The sequence below is a fragment of the Pseudomonas sp. EYE_354 genome, from assembly GCF_023148575.1.
GTDB lineage: Bacteria > Pseudomonadota > Gammaproteobacteria > Pseudomonadales > Pseudomonadaceae > Aquipseudomonas.
On sequence record NZ_JAHXNQ010000014.1, the window covers coordinates 80,152 to 100,533 of the forward strand.

Annotated in this window: 15 protein-coding genes, 4 tRNA genes, 1 pseudogene and 1 riboswitch; of the genes and pseudogenes, 4 read left to right on the top strand and 16 right to left on the bottom strand. The window is 60.8% G+C overall.

Annotated features, from left to right (window positions below; all coding sequences use genetic code 11):
* Nucleotides 1-5: 5 nt before the first annotated feature.
* Nucleotides 6-3,281: pseudogene (locus KZX66_RS19405) on the top strand (EAL domain-containing protein).
* A 57-nt stretch (nucleotides 3,282-3,338) separates the two neighbouring features.
* Here the strand turns inward: KZX66_RS19405 and KZX66_RS19410 are convergent.
* The 13 genes from KZX66_RS19410 to uvrB all read right to left on the bottom strand — a co-directional run bounded on the left by KZX66_RS19410 (nucleotide 3,339) and on the right by uvrB (nucleotide 14,185).
* Nucleotides 3,339-4,529, bottom strand: a complete 1,191-nt coding sequence (locus KZX66_RS19410) for a hypothetical protein (protein WP_248082298.1) — start codon at nucleotides 4,527-4,529, stop codon at nucleotides 3,339-3,341.
* 48 nt (nucleotides 4,530-4,577) lie between these two features.
* Nucleotides 4,578-5,516: a hypothetical protein gene (locus KZX66_RS19415; protein ID WP_248082301.1), complete on the bottom strand. Its 939-nt coding sequence runs from the start codon at nucleotides 5,514-5,516 to the stop codon at nucleotides 4,578-4,580.
* Between the two features lie 108 nt (nucleotides 5,517-5,624).
* A complete protein-coding gene (locus KZX66_RS19420; RefSeq protein ID WP_248082303.1) occupies nucleotides 5,625-6,473 on the bottom strand; it encodes a hypothetical protein in 849 nt (282 codons plus the stop codon).
* 374 nt (nucleotides 6,474-6,847) lie between these two features.
* Entirely contained in the window at nucleotides 6,848-7,810 is a 963-nt protein-coding gene (locus tag KZX66_RS19425; RefSeq protein ID WP_248082308.1) for a tRNA-dihydrouridine synthase, read from the bottom strand.
* Between the two features lie 55 nt (nucleotides 7,811-7,865).
* Nucleotides 7,866-8,300, bottom strand: coding sequence for a thioesterase family protein (locus KZX66_RS19430; RefSeq protein ID WP_248082309.1), 435 nt, complete (start codon nucleotides 8,298-8,300; stop codon nucleotides 7,866-7,868).
* Between the two features lie 41 nt (nucleotides 8,301-8,341).
* Complete coding sequence (locus tag KZX66_RS19435; protein WP_248082310.1) at nucleotides 8,342-9,175, bottom strand: alpha/beta fold hydrolase; 834 nt, start codon at nucleotides 9,173-9,175, stop codon at nucleotides 8,342-8,344.
* Nucleotides 9,176-9,190: 15 nt separating this feature from the next.
* Entirely contained in the window at nucleotides 9,191-9,730 is a 540-nt protein-coding gene (locus KZX66_RS19440; RefSeq protein ID WP_248082311.1) for a TetR/AcrR family transcriptional regulator, read from the bottom strand.
* A gap of 181 nt (nucleotides 9,731-9,911) precedes the next feature.
* A tRNA-Glu gene (locus KZX66_RS19445) sits at nucleotides 9,912-9,987 on the bottom strand.
* A 78-nt stretch (nucleotides 9,988-10,065) separates the two neighbouring features.
* Nucleotides 10,066-10,141: transfer RNA gene (locus tag KZX66_RS19450), tRNA-Ala, on the bottom strand.
* Nucleotides 10,142-10,192: 51 nt separating this feature from the next.
* Nucleotides 10,193-10,268: transfer RNA gene (locus KZX66_RS19455), tRNA-Glu, on the bottom strand.
* A gap of 77 nt (nucleotides 10,269-10,345) precedes the next feature.
* Nucleotides 10,346-10,421, bottom strand: a tRNA-Ala gene (locus tag KZX66_RS19460).
* A gap of 147 nt (nucleotides 10,422-10,568) precedes the next feature.
* Entirely contained in the window at nucleotides 10,569-12,050 is a 1,482-nt protein-coding gene (gene gltX, locus KZX66_RS19465; RefSeq protein WP_248082312.1) for a glutamate--tRNA ligase, read from the bottom strand.
* Between the two features lie 119 nt (nucleotides 12,051-12,169).
* Nucleotides 12,170-14,185 (bottom strand): excinuclease ABC subunit UvrB, encoded by a 2,016-nt coding sequence (gene uvrB, locus KZX66_RS19470; RefSeq protein WP_248082314.1) that lies wholly within the window; start codon nucleotides 14,183-14,185, stop codon nucleotides 12,170-12,172.
* 343 nt (nucleotides 14,186-14,528) lie between these two features.
* Between uvrB and KZX66_RS19475 the strand changes: the two genes are divergently transcribed.
* Together KZX66_RS19475 and KZX66_RS19480 are read left to right on the top strand one after the other, a co-directional pair.
* On the top strand, nucleotides 14,529-15,725 hold the full coding sequence (locus tag KZX66_RS19475; RefSeq protein WP_248082316.1) for an amino acid aminotransferase: 1,197 nt from the start codon (nucleotides 14,529-14,531) through the stop codon (nucleotides 15,723-15,725).
* Between the two features lie 111 nt (nucleotides 15,726-15,836).
* Nucleotides 15,837-16,046, top strand: a complete 210-nt coding sequence (locus KZX66_RS19480; RefSeq protein ID WP_016970937.1) for a hypothetical protein — start codon at nucleotides 15,837-15,839, stop codon at nucleotides 16,044-16,046.
* Between the two features lie 46 nt (nucleotides 16,047-16,092).
* On the opposite strand, the gene KZX66_RS19485 is transcribed toward KZX66_RS19480, so the two are convergent.
* Nucleotides 16,093-16,965: a LysR family transcriptional regulator gene (locus tag KZX66_RS19485; protein WP_248082318.1), complete on the bottom strand. Its 873-nt coding sequence runs from the start codon at nucleotides 16,963-16,965 to the stop codon at nucleotides 16,093-16,095.
* 104 nt (nucleotides 16,966-17,069) lie between these two features.
* Between KZX66_RS19485 and KZX66_RS19490 the strand changes: the two genes are divergently transcribed.
* The gene (locus KZX66_RS19490) at nucleotides 17,070-18,461 is read left to right on the top strand and encodes an aldehyde dehydrogenase family protein (protein WP_248082320.1); all 1,392 of its coding nucleotides are present in this window, start codon (nucleotides 17,070-17,072) and stop codon (nucleotides 18,459-18,461) included.
* A 40-nt stretch (nucleotides 18,462-18,501) separates the two neighbouring features.
* On the opposite strand, the gene KZX66_RS19495 is transcribed toward KZX66_RS19490, so the two are convergent.
* Both KZX66_RS19495 and KZX66_RS19500 read right to left on the bottom strand, forming a co-directional pair.
* Nucleotides 18,502-18,807, bottom strand: a complete 306-nt coding sequence (locus KZX66_RS19495) for a protealysin inhibitor emfourin (RefSeq protein WP_248082322.1) — start codon at nucleotides 18,805-18,807, stop codon at nucleotides 18,502-18,504.
* A 28-nt stretch (nucleotides 18,808-18,835) separates the two neighbouring features.
* The gene (locus KZX66_RS19500) at nucleotides 18,836-19,897 is read right to left on the bottom strand and encodes a M4 family metallopeptidase (RefSeq protein ID WP_248082323.1); all 1,062 of its coding nucleotides are present in this window, start codon (nucleotides 19,895-19,897) and stop codon (nucleotides 18,836-18,838) included.
* Between the two features lie 190 nt (nucleotides 19,898-20,087).
* Nucleotides 20,088-20,283, top strand: a riboswitch (cobalamin riboswitch).
* Nucleotides 20,284-20,382: the final 99 nt, after the last annotated feature.

Sequence of the window (20,382 nt, forward strand, 5' to 3'; positions counted from 1 at the left end):
TGATAATGCGCAACCCCGTTGATCCCGTGCCACCCCTGCCGCGCATCTACGCCCTGGATCCCCAAGCGGCCGAGCAAAGCTGGGACAGCGCCCCGCAATTGCTGGCGGCCCTCTATGCCGCTCGACTGGGCGCATGGTCCTGGGAAATCGACACCGGCAGAATCAGTTGGTCCCGGGGCACCCAGGCGCTGTTTGGGTTTGACCCACGCCAACCGCTGCCCAAGGACCTGGATTACCTTGACCTGCTGGCGTCCAGCGATCGCGGGAAGGTTGTCCGCGCCTTTCACGCGGTATTGGCAGGCGAGCCGTTCGAGCAGGCCATGCATCACCGTATCCAGTGGCCCGATGGAAGCTTTCACTGGCTGGAGATCAATGGCAGCCTGCTGCCGGACAAGACCGGCCGGCGCCGGATGATCGGGGTTATCCGCGAAATCACCCACCAGCGCGAACGGGAAAGCGCCCTCAGTCACTCCGAAAAACGCTTCGCTACGCTGTTTCACCTGTGCCCGAACATGGTGTTGCTCACACGTCAGTCGGACGGCCTGATCAGTGAAGCCAACCAGTATTTCGAGATGCTGTTCGGCTGGCCGCTCGCCAATGTGATCGGCCGTACCACCCTGGAATTGGGCCTGTGGCGTCACCCCGAGCAGCGCGCGCAGCTAGTCAAGGCAACCCAACGCAAGGGCGAGCCGATCAGCATGGAAGTGCAGTTTTGCGCCAGCAACGGCCAGATCCACGATGGCACGCTCAGCGCACAAAAGGTCGAGCTGGAGGGCGAGGCCTACCTGATCAGCACATTTCTCGACACCACCGAACGCAAAAATGCCGAGCAGGCACTCAAGGACAGCCAGGAACGCCTGGACCTGGCCCTGGACTCGGCGCAACTGGGCACCTGGGACTGGCACATCCCCAGCGGCATGCTCTACGGCTCGGCGCGCGCCGCCCAGTTGCACGGCCTGCCGCCCGAACCGTTCCATGAATCCTTCGAGGCGTTTTTCGAGGGCATGCCTGATGAAGAACGCGAGAGCATGCGCAATGCCTACCGCACGCTGCGCGAAGGCCCAGCCGGTAATTATCAACTGACCTACCGTGTGCCCATGGAAGACGGCACCTCGCGCTACCTCGAAAGCCGCGCCCGCCTTTACCGCGACGAGAAAGGCGCGCCGCTGCGGATGGCCGGCACCCTGCTGGATATCACCGACCAGGTGGAGCGCGAACAACGCCTGAGCGCCTCCGAAGAAAAATTCGCCAGCCTGTTCCAGGCCAGCCCGGACCCGATCTGCGTCACGCGCCTGGACAGCGCTGCGTTTATCGAGATCAACCCAGCCTTTACTCAGACCTTCGGCTGGACCGCCACCGAAGTCATCGATAAAAGCGCCGACCAGATCGGGCTGTGGGAAGCCCCCCACCAGCGCCTGGAACGTATCGAACGGGTGATTCGCGAACAGGCGCTGAGCAATGTGGCCGTGGTGGTGCATCACAAAAACGGTCAGAGCCTGACCTGCATGATCTCCAGTCGCTTGATCAAGGTCGGCGACCAGCCATGCATCGTTACCACCTTGCGTGATATCACCCAGCAGCAACGCTCGGAGGCGGCACTGAAGGCCAGTGAAGAGAAGTTCGCCAAGGCCTTTCATTCCAGCCCCGACGCGATTTCCATCACCGAACGCGATACGGGCCGTTATGTGGAGGTCAATGACGGCTTCTGCCGCCTGACCGGCTACCGCGCCGAAGACGCGATCGGCCTCACCCTCTACCAGATCGGTATCTGGGCCGATGAGAACCAGCGCTCGGCGCTGTTGGCCGAGGTAACGATCAAGGGCCGCATTCATCACCTGGAAATGCTGTGGCGCAACAAGCGGGGCGAGTTGCTGGCCGTGGAAGTTTCGGTGGAGCCCATCACGCTGAATGAGACCCCGTGCCTGCTGCTGACGGCGCGGGACGTGAGCCTGCTGAAAAATGCCCAGGCGCAGATCCGTCACCTGGCCTACCACGACCCGCTGACCAACCTGCCCAACCGCGCACTGTTGATGGACCGCCTGAGCCAACAGATCGCCCTGCTCAAGCGCCATAACCTGCGGGGTGCGCTGCTGTTTCTCGACCTTGACCACTTCAAGCACATCAACGATTCCCTCGGCCATCCGGTGGGTGACACCGTGCTGAAAATCGTCACCGCGCGCCTCGAAGCCAGCGTGCGCATGGAAGACACCGTAGCGCGCCTGGGCGGCGATGAGTTTGTGGTGCTGCTCAGCGGCCTGGAGGGCACGCGCGCGCAGGTCAGCCACCAGGTGCAGGAACTGGCCGACACCTTGCGCGAATTGCTCTCGGAGCCGATGTTCCTCGATGGGCAGCGCCTGCAGGTCACGCCGAGCATCGGTGTGGCGTTGATTCCCGACCATGGCTCCACCCCGGCCGACCTGCTCAAGCGCGCCGACATCGCCCTTTACCGCGCCAAGGATTCCGGGCGCAACACCACGCAAATGTTCCACAACAGCATGCAAAAGACCGCCAGCGAGCGGCTGCGCATGGAAACCGACCTGCGCCTGGCCCTGGCGCGTGGCGAGTTCAGCGTGCATTACCAGCCCCAGGTGGATGCGCGCGGCAACAAGATCGTCGGCGCCGAGGCGCTGGTGCGCTGACAGCACCCACAACTGGGTGCCCAGTCGCCATCCGAATTTATCAAAGTGCTGGAAGACAGCGGCCTGATCCTCGAGGTGGGCACCTGGATTCTCGATGAGGCCTGCTCCGCCTTTGAGCAGTTAATCGCCGACGGCCTGGTGGACCCGCTGAACTTCAGCCTGTGCGTGAATATCAGCCCCCGGCAATTTCGCCAGAACGACTTCGTGGAACGGGTGGAGCACAGCCTCAAGCGGCATTCACTGCCCTTCAGCTTGCTGAAACTGGAAATCACCGAAGGCATCGTGATTCAAAACCTGGACGACACCATCAATAAAATGCGCCGTTTGAAGAAGCTCGGCGTGAGCTTTGCGATGGATGACTTCGGCACCGGCTACTCGTCGCTGACCTATCTCAAGCGCCTGCCGGTGGATGCGCTGAAGATCGACCAATCATTCGTGCGCGATGCCACGCACGACCCCAACGACGCTGAAATCATCCGCGCCATTGTGGCCATGGCGCGCAGCCTGAACCTGGAAGTGATCGCCGAGGGCGTGGAGACCCTGGAACAACTGGCCTTTCTACAAAAGCTGGGGTGCCATTTATTCCAGGGGTATTTGCATAGCCGCCCGTTGCCGATAGAGCAATTCAGACGGTTACTCTGAAGCGTCGCGCTAAAGCCAATGCCGGTTTTTGCGCCTGACGGCCAAGCGAACCATTGGTCAACGGGACGGCGTATTGACCACCTGCCAAGGTACCGATTGCTCCTCGGCCAGCTCCTTTACGGCGCTTTCACGCATGTAGCCGTACACCCCAAGACGCCGAAGCGCTTGCCCTGGGTCCTTGCCATCATTCAGCGTTTGCAGGGCAGCCCCATAACTCTTCGCCACACGAACGTCGTTGCTCTCCAATTGCGCGCGCTTGGCGCTGACGGCGTACAGAAAGTTGGCGTAATTCAACAACCGTGGGTCACTGCCGTAAAAATTCGAGGCCGCGGCGGCCTGACGAATGTGCTCATGGGTCAACTGCAGCCTGAAAGAATCCCTCATGACGATAACGAAGCCATCCGAGGCGACTTGAACCTGCTTATAGATCCCTTGGGGATCCTTCCAGAACCGAAGGATGGCGGCCTTGATCGCGCAGACCGTGACACCATTGCCTTCCACGCGTTGATAAAAGCCACTCCAGATCCGCGCCGGCGTGGCGCTGCGGGCTGCATCGACGGCATGCCCGGCCTCCTCGCCGGCCATGGGGTGGTCGCCGGCCAGTACGTATCCGTATCGCCCATCCGCCTTGTGGCGCTCGCCATACAAATGGCTCATCCCGTCCATGAACAGGGCCGAACCACGGTGATGGGTGCCGACGACGCCTATCGCCCCGTCTGCGGTCATTTTTTCCGACGACACAAATTGAGCGAGACCGAATACACCCATCCCCTGCAGACATCGCTGAGTCGTCTCGCCCTCAAGGGTGTTTGCCAGGGCCGCCTCGAAACCGCCGTACCCTCCGGTTAATTGTTTGCGGCTCACAAAGGCGGCAAACATGAAATTCGCATCCTTTACTGCGCCTGAATCAACGCCGTAAAAACGCGAAGCCTCGGCCGCCTGCTGCAGCGCCTGGCCGGTCAGTTGAACCTCGAAAGCATCCTTCATGGTGATTCGGTAGCCATCACCGACACAGACCAACGCCTTGAACATTCCCGCCGGATGCTGACCAAAGGTCATCATCATCAATTTGATCACTGCCGCATGGGTGCTGCAGTCGAAGGCCTGGGCAAACCGGCGTTGCGGCACGTCGAAAGCCTGCAGGATATCCACTGGCTTTTCCCCCACACCCTTTGAAGAGAGCATCGCAAACGCTGCGCTTTGCCCTTTTTCCGGTATACACGGACGCACACCCGCAGAGCTCTTCATCCACTGGATCCCTCATATTTATCGAAGCCATACTCAGCCCGCAGAGCCCTAGATCAGCGCTACGGCGTCACCACGGGTGGGAACAGGGCCGCGATTGCCCCACAGTTCTTCGCGACCATTGATGACCGCCACTGAATGCCCGGTGCGATTGCACATCCCCAACTGACCGCGAGCGAGTTGCCCCACGGACACACGCTTCATGTGCTGCCTCAGCCCGAGCCGCACAAAACCCTCCCCGGGCCCATACTCGTCCTCACCATCGTTCAAGCTGCGAATGGCCGCCGCGTAGCTTCTGCCGGCCGTGCGATCGTTGTTTTCCATCTGCGCGCGCTTGGCGCTGACGGCGAAGAGAAATCGCGCATCCTTGAGCATGCCTTTGTCCGGGCCGTAGAACCGTGCGCCGCGCGCGCCTTCGGCCAGTTCATGCGCGCTCAGCGTAAGTTGAAAGCCATCACGCATGACCACGTGATAGTCATTACCCATTGTGTGCACCTGTTTGAAAATATCCGTGGGGCTTTGGCCAAATCGATACATTGCTGCCTTGATGGCCGAAACCGTCACGCAATTACCATCAGGCCCTTGGCGAAAGCCGCTCCAGATACTGGCCGGCTTTTCACCCCGCCTCTTGCCCGAGAGGCCGGGGATGTCCACCGCCTGGCCCGGCACAGGTGCGTTCGGCACCGGTGCAGGTGTCACCGCGGGCGACGGCGCGCTATCGGGCATTGCAGGATCTGTTTCAGGAGAGACCAACCCCAACAACCGAGTGAAAAATGACGTGAACAAGGCGATCAAAGCACTGACCCCGGCCATGCCTGAGGCTTTGCCAGCGCCCTCAGCAGTTGATCGATAAGCGACAGAACTTGAAGCGTCCCGAGCTTCGGAACTTAATGTGGCGCACGTTTCATTACTGGCAGCCAATGGGCCAGCGTTCAGCACATGCGATACATTAACAATGCGGGCAATATTATTGATTGAATAGCTCGACATAGCATTCTCCAAGTGCACGCACTTCTTCAGTTGGACGTACCGCAGAAGTGCACGCACTGTTCAAGACATTGAAAGAAGTCCGTTCATTTCAGAACGTTTATGCTCATCTCAGATTGCGCGAGCGGTTGTCTTTTTAACACCACTTCCGGCATGGCCAGGGCTGGTTGTTTCCGAGGTAGGGCTGTGGGGTAACGCGGTTGGCGCGATACTTGGCACAGCATGGGAAGTTGTCACTGATTGCACGTGAGGGTTAACTTCGAACTTCGGCTCGGTCACGGCTGCTCGCTCAGGCGTGGTGTTATCAAAAGGTACATAACGCCGCTGTGCCGGGTTGAAATGCCTGCCTGGCTGCGGTGCCATGCGGGTGGTCATATGCTCGATCGGCGATGCGCTGGTATCAGGGCAAGGGCAGCGACCGACATTGACGTTCAAGTGCACGTTCGCCTTGGCGTCATTGATCACAGCGCGTTCGGGTTGCTGAACGTCGAAAGGCTCAACCTCCGGATGTGGAGAAAATGGCGGTATTTCATAGGGGTACCTGACGACCGCCGACCTGCCGTCATCCGGTTTTACCGAGTGTGGGTGCGTCTGCGTCGCTGGCACATAGCCCTTATTGGGTTTCGCTACGTCCTGCGGTACGACGTTCGCCGGCTGACTTGGGGTGTGCGACGGCACCGATGCAGGGACGGGGGCAGCCGGTTGTTTGCCAGGCTCGGCCCACACTTCAAAGGCCGGACGCTTCATGGAGATCATCTCGCGCATGGCCCGGAAGACCATGTCAAGCATGTCGAATAACTTGGTAAGTGCAGCCGCAGGGTTCATCACTTCATTGTTAAAAAACGTGGACTCAACATGATGTTGCGACGGCGTATGCGGCGTCGCTGGCGAAACAGCATTATTCTCAACACGGGACGCGTCGACAGTGACGCGGGGGGAATGACTGACGGAGAGAGACATTAATCGTATTCCTTAGTTGAAAGTTCCACAGCCCTGATACTTAACCTGGGAACTTATGGATTATTCGCTGGAGGCACTTAGGCTGCTTCACAGTCATTCCATTCGTGGAGAGTTAGGCCATCGGGTTCCGAAAATCGCTTTTAATATAAGGAAACCAATGTCTATTTATCGGAAATTACCCCTACGCCTTGCACACGAAGCGTGATGAAAGCAGGGTTTAACCTGCACGAGCGGTTACATGCACTAATACACCGCACCAGCGCAACTAATGGATAATATTTACCCCGCTGTTTGTTCAAGTATTCGTGCTAACGCATGCGCGCAAAAAAGGGCGCCGCAGCGCCCTTTTCAGGTGGATCGAACAAACGGTCTGTTCAGTGTGCCGAGACCGGGTGAGCGATCCCCAGCAGGCGACTGACCTGCTCAAGATCGGTCTCGCGCCGCATGGCCGTGAACAACTCCACCGCTTCCGGGTAATTGCGGGTCAGCATCGCCAGCCACTGTTTCAAGCGGCCGGGCGCCTGTTTTTCCGTCAGTTGCGCGACTGACTGGGTCCAGAACTCGTGCAGCATGGGTTGCATCTGCGCCCAAGTCATCTCCACGACTTCCTCGCCTGCACGCGCCGCGGCAATCTGGCGGGCCAGGTCCGGGCGCGCCACCAGCCCGCGACCGAGCATGATGTCTTCGGCACCGCTGACCTCGCGACAGCGCTTCCAATCATCGACACTCCAGATGTCGCCATTGGCGAAGACCGGTACCTTGACCACGTCCTGCACGCGCGGGATCCACTCCCAATGGGCGGGCGGCTTGTAACCATCGGTCTTGGTGCGCGCGTGCACCACGATATGCGCTGCGCCGCCCTCGGCCAGGGCGGTGGCACACACCAGCGCACCGTCGGGGCTGTCGAAGCCCAGGCGCATCTTGGCGGTCACCGGAATGTGGGCGGGAACCGCACGGCGCACATGCTCAACGATCTGGTTGAGCAACTCCGGCTCCTTGAGCAGTACCGCACCGCCGCGCGACTTGTTCACGGTTTTGGCCGGGCAGCCGAAGTTGAGATCGATCACCTGCGAACCCAGCTCGCAGGCCAACGCCGCGTTTTCCGCCAGGCACACCGGGTCGGAACCGAGCAATTGCACACGCAAAGGCACACCTGCCGCCGTGTGGGCACCGTGCAGCAACTCCGGGGCGAGCTTGTGGAAATAGGCGGGGGTGAGCAGGCGGTCGTTGACGCGAATGAACTCGGTCACGCACCAGTCGATACCGCCCACGCGGGTCAACACGTCCCGCAGGATGTTGTCGACCAACCCCTCCATGGGCGCCAAAGCAATTTGCATGGAAAACACTCAACAAAAATCGTGGCGCAGTTTACTGGGTTTCCCACAGCAACCGTTAACCCCCCGTCAGCGCAGGACCATATCCGTCCAGAAACTCGGCGGGCATGCGCTTGGGCTTACCGCTGGAGAGTTCAATGCACACAAAGGTGGTCTGCGCCCGTAACAGGGTCACTCCGTCGCGCGGACGGACCAGTTGGAAGCGGCGGGTCATTTTCAAACGCTGATCCCAGTCGACGATCCAGGTGCCCAGTTGCAGTTCGTCGCCTTCATAGCCTGCAGCCAGGTAGTCAATCTCATGGCGCACCACCGCCATGGCGCGATCCAGACGGCGATATTCAGTGAGGTCCAGCCCCAGGCGCTGGGAGTGACGCCAGGCGCAGCGCTCCAGCCAGGACACGTACACCGCGTTGTTGGCGTGCCCCAGGCCGTCAATGTCTTCAGGCGCGACCTGCAGATCGATGATGAACGGCGTTGCCAAATCCCAGCCCATGCGGTGCTCCCGGTCGATTAATGTCGGCGGGCAGCAGTGTATCAGGCGCTCTGCCGTGCCGGTAAATGGCAGCCGGCCAGGAGCGCCAGCACGCCGTCAATCACCCGCGGGTCGGCCAGCACTTTCTGGTGCCCGCCCCTCTCCAGGCGCAGCAGGCGGCTGTCGGACCAGGCCTCGTGGATAGCCTGGGACGCCTTGACCGGAACGAAGGTATCGTCTTCGGCGTGCACGATCAGGCCGGGGATGTTCATCTGGTAATGGGCCACATCCAGGTGTTTGAGCGCCATCCCGAAGCTCAGCTCGACCGCCTGGATAAATGCCGAACGCGCACGCGCCGGCAAGCCGACCATCCTGGTAAAGCCGCGCAATACGTCGAGAAAACGCGACGGCGCTGCAATGCTCACCAACGCCTCGGTACGCAACCCCAATTGCACGGCCAGCATCGCGCTGGCACCGCCCATGGAATGGCCGACCACCGCGCGCAGAGGCGGCAACTCGGCGGCGGCCTCAAGCATGGCGCGGGCGAACAGCAGCACATGCGCCTCACGCCCCGGCGAGCGGCCATGGGCGGGGCCGTCGAGGGCAATCACGCAGTAGCCGTTGTCGACCAGGGCCGTGATCAAGCTGGCGAACTGGGTCGGCCGCCCTTCCCAACCATGCATCAACAGCACCGCTGGGCCTTCACCCCAGCGCAACGCCGACAAACCAAAACGCAACGTGATGCGCTCCGATTGCGCCAACAGCGGCAATTCCCAATCACGCGGCGGCAGTTCGCGCGGCGTCATGAAGGTGCGACGCATCTTGCTGGCGACGGCTTGGGGAGCCAGGTGGCCGACGGTGCCGTTGAAACGACGAATCCACGTCAATGCAGTCATTACGCACACCCTCCGTCAGCGCACCGCCGACTTGGCCGCACGTATCACGCGATCGGACAACTCGCCCGGGCCCAACGCCCGCGCCAATGTCAGCCCGCCCACCATCAAGGCCATGTCCGCCAGGGCCTTGTCGGTGTCTTCCGGGCTGCCGGCTAATTGTGCGGCCATCAACTCAACATGCTCGCTCAATACCTCGCGAAACGCGTCCGGCAAGCGCCCCATCTCGCCGACCGTGGCCGGTAACGGGCAAGCCTGGGACGTGGAGTCACGGTGCTTGCGCGACAGGTAGAAAGCCGCCACCAGCGCACGGCGCTCCTCGTCGGGGAGCTGGGTGTCGATGTCGTCGATGGATGCGCGGCGCTGCGCAAGCAACTGGCTGAACGCCTCGAGCATCAGCGCATCCTTGCTTTCAAAATGCGCGTAAAAACCACCGACTGTCAGCCCCGCAGCGCCCATGACTTCACCGACACTCGGCTCGGCCGGGCCACGCTGAATCAACGCGGCGCTGGCGGCTTGCAAGATACGTTCGCGGGTTTGCGCTTTTTTATCGCTCATAAAGCCTCCAAATCTCATGGACCGGATATTATTACCATAATAATATTTAGCAAGCGACCGTCACGACCATCTGTCAGAACGCAAGAAAGGAAATAAGGAGAGAATTGGCCGAACGCCAGACAAACAAAAGGGCCATTCAATAATTGAATGACCCTTAAAAATCCCGCAGAGCGGGTAATCGTGGCGTCCCCTAGGGGACTCGAACCCCTGTTACCGCCGTGAAAGGGCGGTGTCCTAGGCCACTAGACGAAGGGGACACAAACCTTCTATACAACTGACCGAGCTGAGATCGGTCGATTCAAGGATGGAGTGGCCAAAACCTTGAACCTGTAAATTGGTGGAGCTAAACGGGATCGAACCGTTGACCTCTTGCATGCCATGCAAGCGCTCTCCCAGCTGAGCTATAGCCCCGGATTTTTCGCCTCGCGGCGCAGCAGATCTTTCGGATCTGCTTGTTGAAACTGGCGTCCCCTAGGGGACTCGAACCCCTGTTACCGCCGTGAAAGGGCGGTGTCCTAGGCCACTAGACGAAGGGGACAAAACCTTCTGTACAACTGATCAGCGCTGAGAACTGATCGATTCAAGTACGGTGTGGCCAGACCTTGAACCTGTAATTGGTGGAGCTAAACGGGATCGAACCGTTGACCTCTTGCATGCCATGCAAGCGCTCTCCCAGCTGAGCTATAGCCCCTCATCGGTGAGGACGGGGCGAATCTTAATGGCGGCTTGGAAGTGTGTCAAATTTATTTTCAACATTTTCCAAATTTTTTTGCCGGGATAACAATCACTTACCGACGAAACCCCGGAAAACCGGGGTTTCGTCGCTGCAACAGCGTGCTTAAGCGATAGCGCCCAGCAGCTTTTCCCACTCTTTGTTTTCTTTCTTCGATACGCCACCAAGCAAATCAAGGGCTTGGCGCAGGCGGAACCGGGTAAGGTCCGGACCGAGAATTTCCATTGCATCAAGCACCGACACCGAACTGGCCTGCCCGGTGATCGCGGCAAACATCAGCGGCATGGCGTCGCGCAACTTCAGTTCCAGGGATTCAACCACCGACTGGATCGTCGCGGTGATCGCATCCTTCTCCCACTGACGCAGGCTCTCGAGCTTCCACAGGATCAACTGCATCAGTTGGCGAACCTGATCACCCGAGAGCTTCTTGGACTCGAACAGCTTGGGATCCGGGTTCACGCCGCCGGCAAAGAAGAAACTTGCCAAGGGTGCGACCTGACTGAACGTCTCCACCCTGCCCTGCACCAGCGGCGCGATCTTCATCATGTACTCAGGGTTCAACGCCCACTGCTGCACACGGCTGGCAAACTCCTCCACAGGCAGGTCACGCAGCCACTGGCCGTTGAGCCACGATAGCTTCTCGATATCGAAGATCGGCCCGCCAAGGGACACACGGGACAGGTCGAAATTGTCGACCATTTCCTGCAGCGAAAACTTCTCGCGCTCGTCCGGCATCGACCAGCCCATGCGGCCCAGGTAGTTGAGCATCGCCTCAGGCATAAAACCCATGCGCTCATAGAACGTCACCGAGGTCGGGTTCTTGCGCTTGGACAGCTTGCTCTTGTCCGGGTTACGCAGCAGCGGCATGTAGCACAACTGCGGCTGTTCCCAGCCGAAATATTCGTAGAGCAGGATCAATTTCGGCGCCGACGGCAGCCATTCTTCACCCCGCAGCACATGGGTGATGCCCATCAGGTGGTCGTCGACCACGTTGGCCAGGAAGTACGTCGGCAAGCCGTCGGTCTTCATCAGCACTTGCATGTCCATGCGGTCCCACGGGATCTCGACGTCACCGCGCAGCATGTCCGGCACCACACACACGCCTTCGCTCGGCACCTTCATGCGGATCACGTGGGGCTCGCCGGCGGCCAGGCGCTGGGCCACTTCTTCCTTGGACAACAGCAGCGCGCGGCCATCGTAGCGCGGGGTTTCGCCACGGGCCTGTTGCTCGGCGCGCATCTGGTCCAATTCTTCGGCAGTGCAGAAGCACGGGAACGCATGGCCCATGTCGACCAGTTGCTGGGTGTATTGCTTGTAGATGTCGCTGCGCTCGCTCTGACGATACGGGCCATGCGGGCCGCCGACGTCCGGGCCTTCGGCCCAGGTGATGCCCAACCAGCGCAAAGCATCGAAAATCTGCTGCTCCGACTCACGAGTGGAACGCAGTTGGTCGGTGTCTTCGATCCGCAGGATGAATTCACCGCCGTGCTGCTTGGCAAAGCAGTAGTTGAACAAGGCGATGTAGGCAGTGCCGACGTGGGGATCCCCAGTAGGCGATGGCGCAATGCGCGTGCGGACGGTGGTCATGGCAGGTCTCGAATGGGCGATAGAACTGAAAATTGAAACAAGGGGCGAATGTTAACACCAGCGTGGGGGCTTCTGGCAGACCGAGGTGCTCGCGAAGAGGCCAGCACCCTCACCGTCACTCAAACGGTTAACAAGCGCTCACGCAACTTACCAATCTCATCGCGCGTCTGCGCCGCCGCCTCGAACTCCAGGTCTCGCGCCAGCTGGTACATCTTCTCTTCCAACTGACGGATACGCTTGGTGATCTCACTCGGCGAGCGCAGTTCGTTCTCGTACTTGGCGCTTTCCTCGGCGGCCTTGGCCATGCCCTTGCGCTTCTTGCTGCGCGAGCCAGGTACGGTGGCGCCTTCCATAATGTCGGCAACGTCCTTGAATACCCCTTTGGGAGTGATGCCGTTTTCCAGGTTGAATGCGATCTGCTTGTCGCGCCGACGCTGGGTCTCGCCAATCGCCCGCTCCATGGAGCCGGTGATGCGGTCGGCGTACAGAATCGCCCGCCCGTTGAGGTTGCGCGCGGCACGGCCGATGGTCTGGATCAGCGAACGCTCGGAGCGCAGGAATCCCTCCTTGTCGGCATCGAGGATCGCCACCAGCGAGACTTCCGGCATGTCGAGACCCTCACGCAGCAGGTTGATCCCCACCAGCACATCAAAGGTGCCCAGGCGCAGGTCGCGGATGATCTCCACGCGCTCGACGGTGTCGATATCCGAGTGCAGGTAGCGCACGCGCACGCCATGGTCGGCGAGGTAGTCGGTCAGGTCTTCGGACATGCGCTTGGTCAGCGTGGTGACCAGCACCCGCTCTTCCAGGGCCACGCGCTTATTGATCTCCGACAGCAGGTCGTCGACTTGGGTCAGCGCCGGACGGATCTCAATCTCAGGGTCCACCAGGCCGGTCGGGCGCACCAGTTGCTCGATCACCCGGCCGGCGTGTTCGGCCTCATAGTTGCCCGGTGTGGCCGAAACGAAGATGGTCTGCGGGCTGATGGCTTCCCATTCATCGAAACGCATCGGCCGGTTATCCAGCGCCGAGGGCAGACGGAAGCCGTATTCCACCAGGGTTTCCTTGCGCGAGCGGTCACCCTTATACATCGCACCCACTTGCGGCACGCTCACGTGGGATTCGTCGATCACCAGCAGCGCGTCGTCCGGCAGGTAGTCGTAAAGCGTCGGCGGCGGCGCGCCCGAATCGCGACCCGAGAGGTAGCGCGAGTAGTTTTCGATGCCGTTGCAGTAGCCCAGTTCGAGGATCATCTCCAGGTCAAAGCGGGTACGCTGCTCCAGGCGCTGGGCCTCCACCAATTTGTTGTTGGCGCGCAGGTATTCCAGGCGCTCGGCCAACTCGACCTTGATGCCCTCGATCGCGCCCATCAGGGTTTCACGGGGGGTCACGTAGTGACTCTTGGGGTAAAAGGTGAAGCGCGGCAGTTTGCGGATCACCTCGCCAGTCAACGGGTCGAAGGCCGACAGGCTCTCGACTTCATCGTCAAACAGCTCGATGCGGATCGCTTCCAGGTCGGATTCGGCCGGGTAAATGTCGATCACATCGCCGCGCACACGGAAGGTGGCGCGGGCAAAGTCCATGTCGTTGCGGGTGTATTGCAGGCTGGTCAGACGGCGCAGCAGTTCGCGCTGGTCGAGTTTGTCGCCACGGTCGACGTGCAGCACCATCTTCAAATAGGTTTCCGGGCTGCCCAGGCCGTAGATGCACGACACCGTGGTGACGATGATCGCGTCTTTGCGCTCGAGCAACGCCTTGGTCGCCGACAGCCGCATCTGCTCGATATGGTCGTTGATCGAGGCGTCCTTCTCGATAAAGGTATCGGAGGACGGCACATAGGCTTCGGGCTGGTAGTAGTCGTAGTAGGAGACGAAGTACTCCACCGCGTTGTTGGGGAAGAACGCCTTGAACTCGCCGTACAACTGCGCGGCGAGGGTCTTGTTCGGTGCCAGCACCAGGGTCGGGCGGTTAATCTGCGCGATCACGTTGGCGATGCTGAAGGTCTTGCCTGAACCGGTCACCCCAAGCAGCGTCTGGTGCGCCAGGCCGGCTTCGATGCCTTCGACCATCTGGCGAATGGCTTCCGGTTGATCGCCGGCGGGTTCAAAACGGGTGACGAGTTGGAAATCCGACATAACGTACCTCGTGAAGTCACCCCGGACTCGAAACCGCCAGGGACGAAATAGCTCAGCAACCCACGAATAGTCATCGCAGGTTGCAGGAAAAAACCATGATAGCTGTAGAAGTGGTGACGGATGTGACGGGTTTCAAGGCAATCGTCCTACCAGCCGTCCCGTAGCCAGGTTGCAATAAGACTAACGGTCGGCAAATAAACCGAAAAACTTGGCCGAAAAGCCGTTTAGCCTGTCGCCCTCAGCGGTGATGGCCTCTATACTAGCTCCCCGTTTGTGCACCGCTCTAGTGCATTCGGCTGGAGCGCGACACGTCCCTCCCCTCCCCCATAGAGCTGCCGCAAAAATGAGCCTGTTCTCCGCTGTCGAAATGGCACCACGCGATCCTATCCTGGGCCTCAACGAAGCATTCAACGCCGACACACGAACCACCAAGGTCAACCTTGGCGTCGGCGTTTATTGCGACGAGGAGGGGAAGATTCCACTCTTGCGTGCCGTTGCCGAAGCGGAAGCCATTCGTGTGGCCCAACACGCCGCACGTGGCTACTTGCCGATCGATGGCATCGCCGCCTACGACAAGGCCGTGCAAACCCTGCTGTTCGGTACCGAATCGCCCCTGCTCAATGCCGGCCGCGTCGTCACCATACAAGCCGTCGGCGGCACTGGCGCCCTGAAGCTCGGCGCTGACTTCCTCAAGCAACTGCTGCCGAACGCCGTCGTCGCCATCAGCGACCCAAGCTGGGAAAACCACCGCGCGCTGTTCGAAACCGCCGGTTTCCCGGTGCAGAACTACCGCTACTACGACGCGGCCACCCACGACGTGAACCGTGCCGGCCTGCTCGAAGACCTCAAAGCCCTGCCACCCCAGTCCATCGTGGTCCTGCACGCCTGCTGCCACAACCCGACCGGCGTCGACCTGAGCCCGGCCGACTGGCAAAACGTGCTGGACGTGGTCAAGGCCAACAATCTGGTGCCGTTCCTCGACATGGCTTACCAGGGCTTCGGCGACGGCATCCACGAAGACGCTGCGGCTGTGCGTCTGTTCGCTGAGTCCGGTCTGACCTTCTTCGTTTCCAGTTCGTTCTCCAAATCGTTCTCGCTGTACGGCGAGCGCGTGGGCGCGCTGTCGATCGTGGGCGACTCCAAGGAAGAAAGCGCGCGCATCCTGTCCCAGGTCAAGCGTGTGATCCGCACCAACTATTCCAACCCGCCGACCCATGGCGCAGCGATTGTGGCCGCGGTGCTCAACAACCCCGAGCTGCGCGCCCAGTGGGAAGCCGAACTGGCCGAGATGCGCCTGCGCATCCGTGGCATGCGCGAGCAGATGGTCGCCGCTCTGGCCAAGGCCGCTCCAGGCCACGACTTCAGCTTCGTCGGCCGCCAGCGTGGGATGTTCTCCTACTCCGGCCTGACCGTTGAGCAAGTCACCCGCTTGCGCACCGAGTTCGGCATCTACGCGCTGGATACCGGGCGTATCTGTGTGGCGGCGCTGAACCAGTCGAACATTGACGCGGTAACAAAGGCAATCGTTCAGGTTCTATAACCCTGACGGCGCTATACGAAGGGAAGCCGCGGCTTCCCTTTTTTAATGCCTGTCGGAAAACACCCTGCTCCCCTAGACTGACCCTGATCGCCCCTTTGCTGTGAGAGCCCTATGAGAAACGACGACCTGGACCTGCGCGCCGACCGCGACGAACTGCACGACTACACCCCACGCGCCCCGCAAGCCAAACGCCAGAAAAGCCTGGTGCTGCAAGTGGCTCTGGGGGTATTTCTCGGCGGATTGGCCTTATGGCTGGTGCAACTGGGCGCGACGGCAATCATGGCGAAGCTGGCCATGGGCACCTTCCAGTTCGGCGGCTGATACACAATAAGATGTGGGAGATGGCTTGCCTCCTCCCGCCTTCGATTCACGCCGCTACCAGCCCGCGCGCCTCCAATAACTTCACAAAGCTGTTCAAACTCTGCGACACCGTGCCGCGCCGCCAGATCAACCAGGTATTCAACAGGCGAAAGCTGTCGGCCAACGGCCATACACTCACCGCAGCCGACCCCGGCATGCTTTCCAACATACTGCGCGGCATCAGTGCCAGGCCGGCACCGGCGCTGACGCACGCGAGCATGCCGTGGTACGACTCGATCTCGAAGATCTTGCCCGGCACCGCGCCGTCCTGCGCAAACCAGCGCTCGAAGTGGTGCCGGTAAGAGCAGTTGGAACGGAACGTGTAAATGTTCTCGCCGTTGACCTCGCTGCCCCGCGTGATCGGCGCATGATGCAGCGGCGCAATCACCACCATCTCTTCCTCGAACACCGCCACGCCCTCCAGCGTCGAGTGCAACACCGGGCCGTCGACAAACGCCGCCGTCAACCGCCCCGACAACACGCCTTCGATCATCGTGCCCGAAGGCCCCGTGCTCAGGTCCAGCTCGACCTTGGTGTGCTTCTGGTTATACGCCGCCAGCAACGCCGGAATGCGCACCGCCGCCGTGCTCTCAAGTGACCCCAGCGCAAACGCGCCTTGGGGCTCCTCCCCCGCCACCGTGGCGCGGGCCTCTTGCACCAGGTCGAGGATACGCCGCGCATAGCCGAGGAAATTCCACCCGGCCGGCGACAGGCGCAGACGACTCTTCTCGCGGATAAACAACGCCACGCCCAGGTCCTGCTCCAGTTGCTTGATGCGTGTGGTCAGGTTCGACGGCACACGATGAATCAACTGCGCGGCGGCGCTGATACTGCCTTGCTCGGCAACGGCCTTGAAGATTTCCAGCTGCACCAGATCCAAGTCATTCTCCAATCGTGAATGTATTGCTTAATATTATTCAGTTTCCAGAAAAGAGCCAGCGCCTTACGCTGACCACCATCCCAACGCACACGCAGGACGGTGCCATGAACGCTATTTCCCCTCAGACCCACGCCCTGTCGATCAACCCCGCCAACGGCGAAACGGTCGGCAGCTATCCGTATGAAACCGCGTCGCAGCTCAACGCCGCGCTCGAGCGTGCCACCGCAGCCTTCCGCACCTGGCGCCGCCAGCCGGTCAGCGGACGCGCCGAGCGGTTACTGGCCCTGGCCGCTGCCCTGCGCGAACAAGCGGAGGAGATGGCACAGATGATCACCCTGGAAATGGGCAAGCCCATTGCCCAGGCCCGTGCCGAAATCGAAAAGTGCGCGCAACTGAGCGAGTGGTACGCCGCCCAAGGCCCGGCCATGCTCGCCCCGGAACCGACCCTGGTGGACAACGGCACCGCGCACATCGAATACCGCCCACTGGGCCCGATCCTCGCCGTAATGCCGTGGAACTTCCCGGTCTGGCAAGTCCTGCGCGGCGCAGTGCCGACCTTGCTGGCCGGCAACACCTACGTGCTCAAACACGCACCGAACGTGATGGGCAGCGCGTACCTGATCCAGCAAGCCTTCCAGAAAGCCGGTTTTATCGAAGGCCTGTTTGAAGTGATCAACGTGACCACCGAGGGTGTGTCCAGCGCCATCGCCGACCCACGGATCGCCGCCGTCACCCTCACCGGCAGTGTGCGTGCCGGCATCGCCATCGGCTCCCAGGCGGGCGCGGCGCTGAAAAAATGCGTGCTGGAACTGGGCGGCTCCGACCCGTTCATCGTGCTCAACGATGCCGACCTCGACGCCGCCGTACAGGCCGCGCTGATTGGCCGCTTCCAAAACAGCGGCCAAGTTTGCGCCGCCGCCAAGCGCCTGATCATTGAGGCCGGTGTGGTCGAAGCCTTCACCGCCAAATTCGTCGAGGCCAGCCGCGCCATGGTGATGGGCGACCCGACCTCAGCCGACACCTACGTCGGCCCGATGGCCCGCTTCGACCTGCGGGACGAGTTGCACGGCCAGGTCCAGGCCACTCTGCAAGAAGGCGCCACATTGTTATTGGGCGGCAATAAAGTCGCAGGGGCCGGTAACTATTACGAACCGACCGTACTGGCAGACGTCACCGACCGGATGACCTCGTTCAAACAGGAGCTGTTCGGGCCGGTGGCCTCGATCATCACCGCCCGCGACGCTGACCACGCGGTGGCGCTGGCCAACGACAGCGAGTTCGGCCTCACCGCCAGCATCTTCACCGCCGATGCGGCAAAAGCCCGGCATATCGCCGATCAACTGGAAACCGGCGGGATCTTCGTCAACGCCTTCAGCGTCTCTGACCCACGGGTGGCGTTTGGTGGCGTGAAGAAGAGCGGCTTCGGCCGCGAGCTGTCGCACTTTGGTGTGCGCGAGTTCTGCAACGCGCAGACCGTGTGGCTGGACCGAAAATAAAGCCCCGTCACAAGAAACTCGCCTGCGCCAACCTGGCGGCTCAACACCGCACATGCCGTCGTACGCACTGCACCAGCCCATCCAGGGCCTGGGACTTCACCGGCGCCAGCACACACACCGTGTGCTCACGCTCGCCTTCGCTCACCGTCAGGGTGTAGTGCACCTGGCCCGGATTTCCAGGTTCCGGCGCGGTGCTTTGCGGCAACTGAAAGAAGTCCGACGCCTCGATCAAGTGCCGCAATTCCTGCTGCTCCGGCTCGGGCAGCTTTTCCAGTTCCACGGTATTGGGTTTGGCCAAGCCCGGAAAAAACGCCGGGCCGCCGTTTTCCTTGATCGAAATTCGCATGGCTGTTCCTCTCCGCCCAGGCGGTTTTTCAAACGTTAATACCCACCGCTTTCCAACCGTCCTTGACTGCCTTCTGCGCGGCCTTGTTCGCGCCATACAGCCGACCGGCAACATCGTAGGTAATGCGCGCAAACCGCAAAAAGCCTGAGTTCGGCCGCAGCCGCGTATCGCGCAAGGCGTCGTACCAGATGCGGCCGGCGCGCTCCCAGGCAAACCCACCAAGCTTCGTCGCCACCTGATAAAACGCATGGTTGGGGATGCCCGAGTTGATATGCACGCCGCCATTGTCATCATAGGTTTGCACAAAGTCGTCCATGTGCCCCGGCTGCGGGTCCTTGCCCAGCAGTTTGTCGTCAAACGCCGTGCCCGGTGCCTTCATCGACCGCAGGGCGGTGCCTTTGATCTTTTTGGTGAACAGCCCTTTGCCGATCAACCAGTCGGCGTCCTCGGCCGTTTGCTGCAACGCATACTGCTTGATCAATGAGCCGAACACATCCGACAGCGACTCGTTCAACGCCCCGGACTGGTTGAAGTACATCAGTTTGGCTTCATCTTCGGTCACACCGTGGGCCAGTTCATGGCCAATCACGTCGAGGGCAATGGTGAAGCGGTTGAACAGTTGCTGGTCGCCGTCGCCGAACACCATCTGCGTCGAGTTCCAGAAGGCATTGTTGTAGTCCTGGCCAAAGTGCACAGTGGCGTGCAGCGCCATGCCGGCGTCGTCGATGAAGTTGCGCTCGAACACCTGGTCGAAAAAGTCGAACGTTGCCCCCAACCCTTCGTAGGCCTCGTCCACTGCTGCATCACCGCTGGCGGGCTGCCCTTCGGCGCGGATGAGCTTGCCGGGCAGGCTGTCGGTGCCTTCGGCGCTGTAGATTGAGCGACGTTTTTCGGCGCCCGCGGCCAGCGCCATGGGCGCCGTGCCTTTGGTGGGCACTGCAAGCATGCGCAAGGCACGGAATGTGCTGTCCTTGGCACGTGTGCGCAGTGCGACTTCGCGTTGGGCTTTATCACCGTGGCGCGCGATTTGATCGAGCATGTACGGCGGGATCAGGCAGAAAATCGGATTGCGAGGGTGGCGATCACACATGGGCTGACTCCCTAAGGCGCGTGGTGAACATCCGGGCGACAGTTTTCAGGATAGACACCATGGCCGGATTCGGGGCATCGGGTACAACGCCAGCCACCCAATTGGCACGCCTATCGAGGCGCTGATCCAGGGACCTGAGCATATTCGCCTGTGACCGTGCCATTTCAACCTCCCTCTCGCCGGCCGAATCAACTACCATACCGCCGCCGGTTCCCCCACGGGACTAATAGGGAATTCAAAGCGCCGCCCAGCGGCGCCAATCGAAACTGTCCCCGCAACTGTAGGTGCCGAGCCCGCTCCTCAACGCCACTGGACGCCGTCCGGGAAGGCTGGAGCGAGGCGACGACGCATCAGTCAGGAGACCTGCCGGCCCAGCAACATCACTAACCGGCGGGGTGTCCGGGAAGCACATCCTTGCCTGCCTTTATCACGACGCTCGAGGGTGTATTTCCGAATCGTACCTCCCCAGTTCCACGTACGGTTCA

Excerpts from the sequence above, each read along its gene's own strand:
- KZX66_RS19420 (WP_248082303.1), bottom strand. The coding sequence starts at position 6,473 with ATGTCTCTCTCCGTCAGTCATTCCCCCCGCGTCACTGTCGACGCGTCC.
- KZX66_RS19415 (WP_248082301.1), bottom strand. The coding sequence starts at position 5,516 with ATGTCGAGCTATTCAATCAATAATATTGCCCGCATTGTTAATGTATCG.
- KZX66_RS19430 (WP_248082309.1), bottom strand. The coding sequence starts at position 8,300 with ATGGGCTGGGATTTGGCAACGCCGTTCATCATCGATCTGCAGGTCGCG.
- KZX66_RS19490 (WP_248082320.1), top strand. The coding sequence starts at position 17,070 with ATGAACGCTATTTCCCCTCAGACCCACGCCCTGTCGATCAACCCCGCC.
- KZX66_RS19500 (WP_248082323.1), bottom strand. The coding sequence starts at position 19,897 with ATGTGTGATCGCCACCCTCGCAATCCGATTTTCTGCCTGATCCCGCCG.
- KZX66_RS19435 (WP_248082310.1), bottom strand. The coding sequence starts at position 9,175 with ATGACTGCATTGACGTGGATTCGTCGTTTCAACGGCACCGTCGGCCAC.
- gltX (WP_248082312.1), bottom strand. The coding sequence starts at position 12,050 with ATGACCACCGTCCGCACGCGCATTGCGCCATCGCCTACTGGGGATCCC.
- KZX66_RS19495 (WP_248082322.1), bottom strand. The coding sequence starts at position 18,807 with ATGCGAATTTCGATCAAGGAAAACGGCGGCCCGGCGTTTTTTCCGGGC.
- uvrB (WP_248082314.1), bottom strand. The coding sequence starts at position 14,185 with ATGTCGGATTTCCAACTCGTCACCCGTTTTGAACCCGCCGGCGATCAA.
- KZX66_RS19440 (WP_248082311.1), bottom strand. The coding sequence starts at position 9,730 with ATGAGCGATAAAAAAGCGCAAACCCGCGAACGTATCTTGCAAGCCGCC.
- KZX66_RS19480 (WP_016970937.1), top strand. The coding sequence starts at position 15,837 with ATGAGAAACGACGACCTGGACCTGCGCGCCGACCGCGACGAACTGCAC.
- KZX66_RS19425 (WP_248082308.1), bottom strand. The coding sequence starts at position 7,810 with ATGCAAATTGCTTTGGCGCCCATGGAGGGGTTGGTCGACAACATCCTG.
- KZX66_RS19410 (WP_248082298.1), bottom strand. The coding sequence starts at position 4,529 with ATGAAGAGCTCTGCGGGTGTGCGTCCGTGTATACCGGAAAAAGGGCAA.
- KZX66_RS19475 (WP_248082316.1), top strand. The coding sequence starts at position 14,529 with ATGAGCCTGTTCTCCGCTGTCGAAATGGCACCACGCGATCCTATCCTG.